The organism is Solibacillus sp. FSL K6-1523, assembly GCF_038005225.1.
Classification (GTDB): Bacteria; Bacillota; Bacilli; order Bacillales_A; family Planococcaceae; genus Solibacillus.
In genome coordinates this window covers 729,664-744,135 of record NZ_JBBOSU010000001.1, presented here as the reverse complement: position 1 = coordinate 744,135, position 14,472 = coordinate 729,664, and the positions used below count along the sequence as shown (strand labels likewise).

At 36.0% G+C, this 14,472-nt stretch carries 4 protein-coding genes; 1 reads left to right on the top strand and 3 read right to left on the bottom strand.

Annotated elements, in window-relative coordinates; translation table 11 throughout:
• Positions 1 to 5: 5 nt before the first annotated feature.
• The 3 genes from MHI10_RS03355 to MHI10_RS03345 are packed head-to-tail and all read right to left on the bottom strand — an operon-like array spanning position 6 to position 2,331.
• Positions 6 to 365, bottom strand: coding sequence for a flagellar protein FliT (locus tag MHI10_RS03355; RefSeq protein ID WP_340782919.1), 360 nt, complete (start codon positions 363 to 365; stop codon positions 6 to 8).
• A 17-nt stretch (positions 366 to 382) separates the two neighbouring features.
• Complete coding sequence (locus MHI10_RS03350) at positions 383 to 1,915, bottom strand: flagellar hook-associated protein 2 (protein WP_340782917.1); 1,533 nt, start codon at positions 1,913 to 1,915, stop codon at positions 383 to 385.
• 26 nt (positions 1,916 to 1,941) lie between these two features.
• Complete coding sequence (locus MHI10_RS03345) at positions 1,942 to 2,331, bottom strand: flagellar protein FlaG (protein ID WP_340782914.1); 390 nt, start codon at positions 2,329 to 2,331, stop codon at positions 1,942 to 1,944.
• Positions 2,332 to 2,519: 188 nt separating this feature from the next.
• Between MHI10_RS03345 and MHI10_RS03340 the strand changes: the two genes are divergently transcribed.
• Positions 2,520 to 14,465: an S-layer homology domain-containing protein gene (locus MHI10_RS03340; RefSeq protein WP_340782912.1), complete on the top strand. Its 11,946-nt coding sequence runs from the start codon at positions 2,520 to 2,522 to the stop codon at positions 14,463 to 14,465.
• Positions 14,466 to 14,472: the final 7 nt, after the last annotated feature.

The window sequence follows — 14,472 nt, the reverse complement described above, 5'->3', positions numbered from 1 at the left end:
TAGTTTTAGTTCTTTTTATCATAGTAACGTCCATCCATTACTTGGATACTTGCATATGGATTCATATATTGCTGTTCGTTTTTCTTAGAATTTTGTAAGTCTTTTAAATCATGTTTAACTTCTTTCATAACAAAATTTAAGCGTTCACGAATCCCTTTATCAAGTTCGATTAACGTTGCATGCGCTTTTTCTTCAGGATTTGCAATAAATCCTTGTTTGCGAAGTTCCTCAATAATTATACCACGTTCATCGAGTTGCTCGTTAATTTGTTCGATATATTCTTCACGATCATCACCCTTTGGAATAACCGCCAAATGTTGATAAAGTTTTGCTGATATTTGGAGTAGTACTTTTACTTGTTCCATTATTTTAACCTCATTTATTATTGCTGTGGAGCAAAGATGCTCGATTGTTGGTTCGCTTTATTAATCGCCGCTTCCATCGCCCCAAATTGCTTCCAATAACGCTGTTCAATGTTTGATAACTTTGTTTTCCAAGCATTGATACGATCTTCAACACTTTCTAAATTTCGACCAATATTAAAACTTTGGTTCGTTGAATCTGCTCTACCTGCTCTTTTTTCAATATCTATTGTTGTTGCACTAATATTTTTTCGTAATTTTTGTACAATCCCTGTACCGTCAGTTGCGTTACTAAATGTACTAAATACAGCATCAGGATCTTCCTCGATTTTCGCACGAAGCTTGTCTTCATCAATAACTAATTTACCGTTATCAGAAATTTTATTCGATGTAGTAATTCCCATCTCATATAATGTGTCGATCAATGGGTTACTACTACTGCCTTTTTCATACATAGTTGTGCGCATTTTTGATAATGCACTTGTTACTAATGAATCGCTGCGAAGTATACCACTTTTCGCCTTTTCTTCCCAAGATTTAATTTCATCTTCTTTCATATCCTTCTTTTGCTCATCTGTTAAAGGAGGGAAGTCACGATGACGCTTTTCCTTCGTCATATCAGTGAATGATTCAACTAAACTATTGTATGTTTCTACAAATTCTTTGATTTTGTCCATCATATTGTCAGAATCCGTTTTTGTCGTTAACGTGATTGGCTGAGTCTCAGTATACGTATTGTTAAGTGTTACATTAAAGCCATCAATTTCAAATGTATTTGATTGGCGCTCAATTTCTGCGCCATTAATCGTTAATTTTGCATTTTGGCCATTTGATACTAATGCTTGTGTATCATTAAAACCTAATTTGCCGAAGAAGTCGCCGCCACTTTCTACAAATACACTTGCATTTACAGTCTCAGTATATGGCTGGTTTGTATCAAGGTCCATTTTTTCAATCTTATACAAATCACCCTTACCTGTTGCAGTAGTAGAGATAGCAATTTGTCCCGATTTTTCATCATAAAATGCATTTAAACCAGTATCTTTTTTCAGCTTTGAGACTACATTATTAATCGTATCTGTACTACTAAAAGTTAAAGAAACGTCCTTCGTTGTACCATCGTTTTGCAAAACTTTCAATTTAATCTCTTCATCACTGCCTGCTGCAACAATACCAAGTTCACCTAATGTTTTTGTTCCCGCTGTATCAGGTGTAATTGTTCCAACTGCGTTACCACTTTTAGCGATTTGCGACACGCTATCAATTGTTAATGTTTGTCCGTTAATTGCTGATGTTGGAATTGCACTAATCGCTGGATTTGAACTTGATACTGATTTTTTATATAAATCCTTTTGTAATGTCATGTTTTTGAATAAAAAATCATCAAATGCTTTTAATTTCTTATTTACATCGCGATATGCATCACGTTGCCATTCATATTTTTGTTTTTGTTGATACAGTTTGTTTAACGGAGCTTTTTCCGCCTGCATCAATTTTTCTACCATACTATCAATATCCATACCAGAGGCTAAACCGCCAATACGCATTACCATAATAAATTCCTCCCAAACTAAATGTATTAAACTTTTTCGTCTACAATAACACCCGCTAATTTTTGCATTTCATAAAATGAATTAAGTAAAGCTTCGGCCGGTATTTCTTTAATAACCTCTTCAGTTTCTGGGTCTATTAGCTTTACATAATATTTATCTAAACCCTCGTGCAATACAAACTTAGAAGAATAGTTATTAATGTGTAAAAATTCATTTAACGTTGAAACAGCTTCTTGCACTTTTTCTTTTTTGGGTGAATTCTCAACATTTTCAGCCCTTACTACTGCTACTTGCTGCGTTGTTTCCTTGTTTTGCACTTTTATTGCTTCAGTCGTTTTATTACCTATCGTTTCTTGTATAGGTGGTGATACTTGAGCTTTCATAGGGCTTTCAATCTGTTGTGAACTAATACGCATAACTCAAAACCTCCTCGACTCTGTAATTACTCAATTATTAATAGTATCGGTAATATTTTCTTAATCTCCATACCTTAAATAAACTTTTCGTCAATAAGTCCTTACTTTTTTCAAAACAAAAAAGGTACCAATGTAACATATTAACTTTTTATACCGATATATTGTTTGAATATACGAGGAGGATTTTTATGCAAAAAAAAACAAATCGCTTTTTAAAAAGTTCGGTATCTGTCGCTTTAATAGCAAGTAGTATTAGTGCAATAGCATCCCCTACTTCAGCTCAAAACTTTGAGGACTTAAACAAAAATAATCCCCATTATGAAGATATTATAAATTTACTAGAAAGAGGTATCATTAATGGTTATCCCGATGGTACTTATAAAGCTGACACTCCAGTAACACGAGGTCAAGCTGCCAAAATCATTGCCTCTACTCTAAATCTAGATACGAGCAAAATTAAAAACCCTAAATTTTCCGACGTCAATGAAACGGATGAGTTTTATAAATATATTGCTACTTTAGCCAATTCGAAAATCATTAATGGTTTTGAAGATGGCACTTTTAAACCGCAGCAAACAATTACACGTGGACAAATGGCAAAAATGATTGCACTTGCATTCGAATTATCGCCAAATAAAGAGAGTAAGCTCCCTTTCACCGATATACCAGTTAAGCATGAATTCTATCATTACATACTGGCACTATATGATGCACATATTACGACCGGTAAGACGAATATAACTTTTGATATGGTGAGCCCTGTTACACGCGGACAGATTGCTTCTTTTGTAGTACGTGCAGAAAATACTAAGAACACTACAACACAAACTGTTACAGGTACAATAGAAAAAATTTCAACAAATAAAATAACAGTCGCTGGAAAAGTATATTCTGTTTCAAATAGGTTTGCATTTTTAACTAATAAAACAAATAAAGATGCCTTACTAAATGCAAATATCACTCTTTCGGTAACTAAAAATGAAATCATGGCAATTGATACTCTAATAATTCAAAATAATGCTACTAGCTTTGATGGTCAAAATGCTTCGATTAATGCTTTAACTTTACCTGCATCCATAACAAAAGTCAGTAATATCGAAGCAGATGTAGTTACACACTTTACTGAAAATAATATTTTAACTGTTAATAATGTACAAGCTACCAACTTCCTTGTTAAGGATCATTCAAAAAATATAGCTTCATTAAGTCCTGTTTTAAATAAAACAAATAAAACGAATATTACTTTTAACGGTTCAATCATTGACACTTTGCATGTAGAAAAATCTGACGTTACTATTTCTAAAACAGCATCGACTATTTCGTCACTGTATGTGCAGCATGCAAAGAACTTAACGATAAATGGAGATTATAAAAATGTTTATGTATCTTCAGACGCAGTAATAACAGGTACAGCAAAAATAGAAGTATTATATATAAATGGTGATGGAACTAATTCTTTAGTTGTCTCAAACACTATAACAGTTTCGACGGTAAGTATTAACAATACAATTTACACGTGGGATGACGCAGTAAAAACTTTTAATATTCAATATGGTTCAACTCCCCCAAGTGAGAGTGAGGACGATAGAGATACCAATAACGGCTCTTCTCCTGGTGACGGCGACGGAGATAACAACAATGACTCTTCTCCTGATGATGGCGACGGAGATAACAACAATGGCTCTTCTCCTGGTAACGGCGACGGAAATAACAACAATGGCTCTTCTCCTGGTGACGGCGACGGAGATAACAACAATGGCTCTTCTCCTGGTGACGGCGACGGAGATAACAACAATGGCTCTTCTCCTGATGATGGCGACGGAGATAACAATAATGGCTCTTCTCCTGATGATGGCGACGGAGATAACAATAATGGCTCTTCTCCTGATGATGGCGGTGAAACAATCGTTGCAACGACAGTCAATATTCAAGATAACAAAATCATTATGGAAACACCTACTACCTCTGGGGATGTCGCAACGGTTGAATATGCAATAACTGACGATTATTTAGCGCAATTGCTAACAGAGCATGCCACTGCTATTTCACATTTAGAGTTTGAAGCAGTTGATTATACTGTTACAAAAATAAGTGCGTTAACAATCGAGGTAGCTGATTTTGATGGACAAGCACTTGCAGGTTTGACAACAGATATTGAAAAGCTAATGATTATTGGGGACGTAGAAGCAGTTAGAAATATCTCTAACGTGACAAAATTAAATATCTCATCTAATAGTACAAATATGGTTTTAATCGATGGGGTTGTTGCCTCTTCAATAGAACTAAACGGAAATATTAATACTGTATCTAATGTAACAGCAGCACAACTTAAAGTTAATACAACTACAGATTCATTAAATTTGACTAATACTACTGGTACCATCTATGCACAAGGTAGTTTTTCATCACTTTCAGGTGCTAGTGGCGATAAACTAACAATTGGTTCCTCGCACCATGATGTGTTAATAACGGATGTAACGAGCAGTGAAATTATTATAGAAGAAAATACTTCAGCATTTAGCCAATTATTAAATGGTCAACGAATTGCAGCACTTAATTTGCATTCAATGCTGGCAAATAATGATTTAGGTACTACGACAATGACAGTGACATTTGCTGATGGTGATTATTCAGGCCAAACTTTATCTGTTACTCGTAAAGATACAAAAGTTGATATGCAAGGTGCACCCTTCTCTAGCATTTCGATTAAAAATAATGGAGTAGATCTTGCTACCGCTACATCACTAATCAATCTTTACGTTTCCGATAATGTATCACATCTAACATTAAATGCTAATGTCAGTACATTAGATGTCACTTTAGCACACCCATTAACGATTATTAGTACAAGTGAAAAAACGATACAGACATTAAATGTTACAGCCCCTCTAACCGGGACAGATGGCTGGTTAGATTTCATTCATGTTACAGCTTCTACAATAAATTTAAACGGTGTATCAATTGCTAATAATCACGCCATTTTTAAAATGCAGGAGCAAAACCCAGGTAATATTGAATCATTCAGTTCATCTTTAGTTTCTGATCGATTTGGCTACTATAATATTACTGCTGATATACCTGCAAGTAACCAATTAATGTATGTAACACTTAATTCAACAGCAGATTTAAATAGCTATAAAAATGCAACTACAATACCATCAGATGCCGTACTATATTCAGCAGGTACCCCATTTATTTTATATAATGATGTGAAAACTATTGTTGCCTATAGCGTAAACGGATCTAAAATTGAAGGTTATTCTTTAATCGATACTAGCAATATCTTAAATCTGACTTTAAGCGATAGAGATCTCTCGAGTAATAAATTTACTTATAAAACACGTTATCGTAATACGACTACACCAAGTAGCGCCTTGAAATATTTCTTAGTTTTTAAAAATGGTGACCTAGCATATCAAAGCTTTAACATTAATAATAGTTGGACTATAGTGGACGGCCTTAACTCATATGTCTTTACTGTGCCTGGATTATCTTTAAGTGGTAGCCGACAAATTTACATTACAAATGAATTAGTTGCGAGCAGTACATCAGTTAAAGCTAATCCTTCAGACTACATTAAAGCTCTAAAAAGGGTTTCCCAATTATCTGTAGCGGATGGTCGCAACGATCCAGAAATGATCAAACCTTTATTAAAGCTTATTATTTCAACATCTAGTGTAACTTTCGATAGTTTCTTCCTATCAAAATATGTTGAGGCTTTAAATGCCAATCCAGACAGCTATACAACTGTCGAGAGTTTAGAGTCTTTAGTAAACCAGGTGAATAATGATAATGCCTATGACACTGAAGCAACAATGTCAGCATCTCAGCTATTTTTATCTGGGGAAATTACCAATTATTTCACATACTCGACGCAAAATATTATTTCGAACTCGGTAACAGATGATGGTAAACTAATATTTACAGCTCTTGCAACTGGTTCAACAACAGTCCGCGTTACAGATTCAAACGGAAACGCAACATTAGTATCTGTTACCGTTGATAATAATAAAAAGATTACAACCCAAACTGTACTAGCAAAAGAAGCAACTTCAGGTGAATTACTCGATGGGGCTGACTCCTTCCGTTTCTTTACAGCTAACGATAACAAATCATATATTATTCCATCAAAGTTAACACCAGCATTTGCACTTATTAAAACGGCTGACGCTGATACAAATCCGATTGGCAAAAAGGTAAACGGTATTACTGTATCCTTAAACGGAACTCATTATGATATTTCAGATGTATTTGCTATTACACCTATGGAAATCACATTCAATGATTTAGGGTTACCATCAGTATTTGACATCGTTTCACAAAATTTAGGTGCCTTAACAACGAATAATAGTGTCATATTATACCCTCGCGCAGCAGGTAGTGAGTTAATTTTATTAGGTAACGGACAATATGTAACAGCTGTAAATGTTAATGCAACAAATGAATCATTAACATATAAAATTGCAAAATCAACAAATACGCTATCAATTGCAACTGATTTAAATATTGATTCTTCGCATACGGTCACTAAACATCCAACAAATGGTGGCTTCCATTTAGTTGATAACGGAACAGGGTTACAAGTATTTGCAAATTCAGTTGCAACAGGCTCATACGTTATTGCAGATGCTTCAGAAAAGAAAGCCATCTTTAATGTTTCAGTTAGTAATAGTACAGGTGAGCTATTAGTAGCAGATTTAAAAGTGCTGAAGAACTCTTTAACTGATCCTACCGCTGGAGGAGATGTATCAAATAGTGGTGCAACAATTAGTAGTATTAGTGGAGAAAGTGTTCGCGCTAATGGATTATTCATTTATGCTGAAAAAACTGGTACTTCTATAATTACCTTATCAAACGGCAAACAATATGAAGTGGTTGTTTCTCAAGCAAATAATCAATATACATTAGCTAATTTTGAAGAAGTAACAAATTTCCAATTATCACCATCAGATGTCCATATGACAACTATTGAAACTGCCAAGTCTTCAAATACCGCCGATAAAATTCAGGTGATCAATGGTCTATTAGTTGCGAATCTCGCTACTGATGGCACATCTGAAATTACACTATCATCGAATACCGAGCCAGCTGAACGTACAGTAATTTATGTGACGAAAAGTGGTAGCTCTTATACCTTTGAAGTGGCCCGTACAGAAGTGGAAGCACAAGACTTAGGTTTAACAACTTCAATTAACGATGTTGTCGGAGCTATTTCTCCCTCAGCTCGAGCTGTAGTAGATAATGGCAAATTATATGTATATGGCTTCCAGGAAGGTAACCGTACTTTCCGCGTTAGCGATGGAACGAAGAGTTCTGTTATTAATGTGGCTGTCACACGTTCAAATAATCGCTACGAAATTAATGCTACACCAGTCACACACATTATTTCGGAAGCAGTTGGAACAAATGCGACGATTAACTCGGCGGCAGCACATTTACAAGGTCAAACAATTTATGCTACTGGTTTAGGTATGACAGATGGGCAAGCGACGATTGAAGTACCATTAGCAAGTAATGACGCTTACTATACGATCAATTTAACTCAAAATGCGATTACTGAACTATATAGTTTCGATACAGTTAGTACAACAACTTACAAAAAGACATTTAATAAAATCGCTCTTGGCCTAGATACACTAGTTTCTGCTACAAGTAGCGATCCAAATGTTAAAGCGACTTTGAATGGAGATCAAATTAGCATATCTGTTCCTGTAAATTCAGAAGCACGGATTCAAGTAAATGGTACTAGTGGTTCCTCTACTACAGCCACTACTTATATTTATGTAAACCGTGATGGAAGTACGTTTACAGCTGAAATAGAAGATGCAGATACTGTTTTAAACATAGCAGACTTCGGTTTATCAAATAGTTCTTCTACTAGTTGGACAACAGAAAATGTAATTCGAGCTAAAACAACCGGTACAAACGTTCAGTTCTTTACTTTAGCTACTGGTACTACAGCTTATGAAGTAACAGATATAGACGGTAAGAAATTATTGGTAAATATTACTTCAGCAGTAGATAACAGCTCACCTACACCTGATTTACGACAACTAACAGTAGAACCTGTTCAAAAGGTCAATACATTAGAAGGTACAATTATTGAAGGTGATGCAGTTCGCCTATCTGCAGACAAAAAGACCGTTTATGCAGTAAAAAATAACGCAAATGCAAAAGTTCGTTTATCGGATGGCACTATTATTGTATATGAAGTGACAAGCGCTAATGGGCAGTTTGTGATGGCTGATACAGAATTAACAGCTGCTACAACTATTACAGCCGCTGAACTCGGATTAACTGGGGCTATTTCTGCAACAGGTCATAATGCAGCGATTATTAGTAAAACAGAATACGCAGACACAGTTAGTATTTATGGTGTAACTGCCGGTACAACTTCATTATTCATTACAGATGAAAATGGTCAATCCGTTATTATCAATGTCGATGTTGCAAGTGATTTAAAAGTTACTCCTACGACACCAATTTTAACACCGACTACTGGCACACCTATATTAATTCGCCAAGAAGATGCGAGCAAAATCCGCATTGAAGGTACGAATATATATGCACTGAGCGAAGGAACTGTACAATTCCTAGATGGCAACAGCATACAGCAAGTTAGCGTGACGAAATCTAACGGACAATACAGCATTTCTACACCAGTAGAAATTAGTACGGCTGTTTATACAGCAGATGATTTAGGCTTTAATTCGACATCTGCAATAGCAATTGAAACAGGTTATGATGCGAACATTGCATATGTAGGCAATGTAAATGATAAAATTATTGCCTATAGTAAGCTGACAGGAAATGCAACGGGTTCTACGGAATTTACCGTAAGAGCAACAGATAGCAATCTTCGTACTGTTGTAAAACTTATCGATAAGGGCACTGCATTATTAGAGCACAAAATCGCCCGTCAAGGTGAGACATTTAACGGCGCGACAACTATTAACTTTCAAAATACAACAATTGCACGTTTCGATTATACGAATAAACAACTGTACTTCTTTGCTGAAGGCTTTACGTATGCAACAGTTGATGGTGATTTACAAAGTATAGAAGTAACACGTGATGCAGATAGTTATTTAACAGCAACCGTTACTCCTTTAACAATTGTAGGAACAGGCGCAGTTTCTACTATTACGAACGTAACGGACCCATCTATCGTTCGTATCGATGAGCAAACAAATACGATTTATGCTGTCGGGATTGGCGAAACAAAAGTTCGAGATGGACAAAATATTGTTGTAGTGAAGGTTACTGAGGCGGCAAATGGTAAGTTGCAAATTTCATCTACACCGATTACAAGTAAATCGATTACATCGTCTGATGCTGGTTTAGATCAGTTCACAAACGCAACAATTGTCGGTGGCAATACAAATGCGATTTCTCTTGTCCGTGAAGCAGATAGCTTAACAATCTATAGTAATGGCGCGAAATCTGCACAAACCGTAAGTGTACTCGTAACGAATGGAACAGATAAAGCAATAGTCAATGTAGAGCTAGACGAAAACGGTGCAGTCATTTTAGCCGAAGTAGCAAAAACAGAAATTGCGAATGTAGCTATAAGCACTGCGCCAGCCGAAACAGTACAAACGGTAAATGCTCGTGGTGTTTGGGATGGCGATAAGATTACCGTCTATACATTAGAGGACGGCAAGACTTCCCTAGACTTTACAAACGGTTTAGTGAATGTAACGACAACGACTGAGCTAACAAATAAGTTAGTGCCTAGTGCAAATATTTTAACTCATACAATTGGTTCAGAAATTGAAGTGATTACGAATCATTCGATGTTAAAAACTTTTGGGATTAATAACGAATCCTTCTCTCCAATTAGTGTAGGGACGGCATTAGTAAATACTGCAACAGATGTCTATATCGCCAATGTGACAAAGGCTAACGGTCATTACAGCTTATCTGTATCAGATGCGAAACCATTCGTATCGTTTGATTTAACAGGTAGTACTGTAGCAGATACCACTTTAAATGGTGTAGAAACCGTTGTAGATACAGTTGATAATGAATTAATTATTTATGCAACAGGAACATCTGGCGTGTCTGATATTACAATTACAAATGGCTCGGATGAAACTGTGTATCATACAACTGTAACAAATGGTAAACCAACTGAATTAGAGGCTGCAAAAATTGAATTAACGGGTGATTTCGCAGGGGCTTCTATACTTTCGGGGAATAGCATTCGCTTAAATACTAACGACGTCTTCTTGTTAGCTACAGGATCTACAACATTAAAAGCGACAAATGACCGTTTAATCAATGTTGATGTTGTACGTGGTAGTAATAAGTACTTTACTGCGGCACCAAGCTTTGTCCAAGCAAACTTAACCGAGGCACCTGGAACATTAACATCAACAAATCTTGCTTTAGACAATACTACTCTTTACGCTTTAAACGGTGTAACAGAAGAAACATTCTTAACAGCTAATTATCGTGTAACCGCTAAAACTACAGTAGAAAACAATAAATATGCCTTAGCAGTGGATGAGCGCAAAATGGTTGCCTTTAATTACGCAGATTACGGTTTGTCGGCAAATATTACTACAAAATCAAATACATTAAGTACGATTGCAGCTGCTGAAATACGCGATAATAAGTTAATTATTTACGCAGGCACAGGAGTTGGAACTACGACATTAACTGTTACGGATGATCAGAATAAAGAATTAGCCTTTACAGTAACACGTAGTGAAGATGGCGCATTTACGGTGACACCACAAGCTGCAATTGAAAGCTTGAAGTTTGCAGACATGGACCTTGATACTACTACACATGCAATTACAGCTAGTGACTTTGATCAAACAGTGATTGATGTAACTGCTACAGCTAGCGGTTTAAATATGACGGCGAAAAAAGCAGGAACAACATCATTAGCATTAACACAAAATGGCTCAATTGTAGGCTTTGTAAACATTAAAGTAGAAACGGTATCAGGCAATCTTGTTATTACGAGCACACCTGTCATGTTTACAGTAACTGCTACAAATCCATTGCACAGTACAGCAACAACGAATGCCCGTCCATCAGCAAATGGAAGTACGTATTACCCTACTGCTATTGGTAATACATTGTACGAGACGTCTGCTTCTACAGCAGCAATGATTCATGTTACAAAAAATGTGGATACTGGTTTGTATAGCGTTATACAAACGAACCATACATTGGCTACTATTTTAGCTACCGATTTAGGTTTAGCTGCTATTAGCTCAGCTTCTGCAACAAGTTCAATTGTCAATACGCTAGTAAGCGATGATAAATCGGTACTTTATATTTATGGATTGAACGACGGCATTACAGATATTACGGTATCTGATGGTACGCATTATGCTACAGTCGTCGCAAATAACGGTGCAAACTTAACAACAACAATTGCAAAAAAAGAAATGGCTGAACAGGTTAGTATAGGCTGGTCAGTTAGTCAATTTACTGAAGTGCGTGATCACGTTATTTACGCATTAGAATCTGGTAAGTCAGTTTTAGAAACAACAATTGGGACGGGTGCTAATGCATATAAAGCATTAATGAACGTCACAATTACGCGTAATCCAAACCGTACATTTGCAATCAATTATGAGATTGTCGATGCAGAATTTGCTGAGCCAGTAGAAGTGATTAATGGAACAAGCGTTAAAGCAGATGGTAAAAAAGTTTATGCACAACAAGCAGGTATTTCAACGATTAAAACTGGCGATAAAATACGTACAGTAGTTGTTTCCCTAGCAGCGGACGGCTTATATACAATTGAAGTAAGTGAGCCAATTCAGCAAACGACATATACAGCTAGCGAGCTAGGCGTTAATACGATTGATAGTTATACAATTAATGCACTAACTGGTGCAGGTGTAGTAACAGCACAAATTTTAAATAATGAACTAATCATTTACGCAAAAAATAGCGGTCAAGCCGAGATTACAATCAATGGCGACAAAACAATGATCCATATGCTCGTAACAGATAAAGATGGCGGCTTCGTCATGACGCCAACAATTGCAAAAACAACCGTTACTGGTGCAACATCACTATCCGTTGTAAACGGGGATGCTTCAGTATTCCGTTTTAATGCACCAGATGTTTACGCTTTAAAAGAAGGGAAAGTTGTTGCCAACATTGACGGCCAATTGTATAACTTAATCGCAACAAAAACGAATAACGTACTTCAAACTACTGCACAACGTATTGAATATGCAGCACCAAGCGCGGCAATTACAATTCCGCCAGCTAGTACAGTTCTTATAGCTAAAGGCAATACGTTAATTGCAATCGGAATTGGTACGGAAGATATTACAATCGATAATAAAACATACCGAATTACGGTGGCGGTAGACGGCACGATGCAAGTCGATTTAATCGAATCAACTGTTGTCGATGTTTCAGAAGCAATAACAACGATCACTGGTGTAGATTCTACATTAACAAACGCAACATTTACTGGTACAAACGTTTCATTTGAGCCACATACAGTTGGAACGGAAATCGTGACAGTTAAGAACAATAACGAATCAATCCAAATTACAATCGAAGCAACAAAAGATGCAAATAACACTTGGTCCGTTGCTTCACAAATTGTTAAACAATCATTTAATACTGCTAACTTTGGTTTCTATCCAACAAATGTTACGACTGCAAATGATAGTGTATTCACTTCACATCAAGGTGTCATAAAAGTAAGCAATGGAAACTTGACAATTTATCCTGGTATTAGTGGTACAGAACATGTCATCGTGAAAGGCAATGAAGACAAGCAAGCTCTTTATGTTTTACAAGTGAACAATAATTTAAGCTATTCATTTAAACCACTTACTCAAACGATAGAATTTGATGTATTTAAATTTGCACCAACTATATTGAGTAAATCAGGTAGTGCTACTGCTACAGTCGGCACAATAGGCTTAGATGTCGTATTTTACGAGACAACTGAGTCAATCTTTATTGTCCAAGGTGAAAAAGCGACTTATAAAACAGTACTTGTAAAAGCGAATTTAGACGGCAATAACTTTGTCCCAGCGAGTCCAATTTTACATGATGCACTCGTAGTAGATGGTGAAGTGTCGAACATTAATGGCAACTTACGCACCGTTTCACATAATGGAAAAACAATTATTTACGCAGATAAAAATAGTGCAACTACTGCCTCATACACAGTAAATGATGAAATATATAACGTTACTGTAAGAGCAGATTATGTATTAACTACTACCCTAGTTATGCAAGCGACAGCATATAACTCTGCAACACATATGCAGGGCGTCGATGTCGTTTCATTAAATACAGATAAATGGGTAGCAAAAGCTGAAGGTACAGGTATCTATCTTACTAATACAGGCGATTATGTTGAAATTTCCGTAGCATGGAATGGCTCTAGCTATGAAATCAATGCAGGAACGCCAATATTCAAATATGATTTAGCAACTTTAGGTGCAAAATCATTAATTTCAACACCATTAGCACCAACAAGCGGCATTTATGTCGATGGGACAATTGTTTACGGGGATACTACAGAACCTATTGTCATTGCTGGAGAAACAGTAGATGGAAAAGTTCTTTATAAAAAGGAGAAAGATACAAACTTCACTTTATTAGAATCGGATATCAAAACAGCACTGAATTGGACTGATTATGCGTCTCATAATTTAAATGAACAATCCGCAGTGGTCCGCATAGACGAAAAAACAAAACAGTTTATTCCAATTGGAGTTGGTTCAGAGGTAATTGATTTCACTTCTTCAAACGGTTTAACAAAAACAGTGCAATTTACAGTAAATGCAGATTATACAATGACAATAACTGCAGAGAATGATGTTGTAGATTACACGTATACCGCTCTGTATGAAGAATCAAAACTTAATTTTACATTCTCATTGAATTTAGATGGTTCAAAGATTGATTTAACAAGTGTCGCAGGAACTAATTCTGCCATTAGCAATGACACTAATATATCCATTTCAGTAGATGAAAATTCTGCACATGAAAGTCAATTTACAATGCAGCTTTCGGAATTAAATACTCCAACACAAGCATTTACAATTAAGATTTATCCAAATGCGACTGTAGAAATCATTCCAACAACTGCTGGATCGACTTTACAATTTAACGGGGTTCGTATCGAATAAAAAAAAA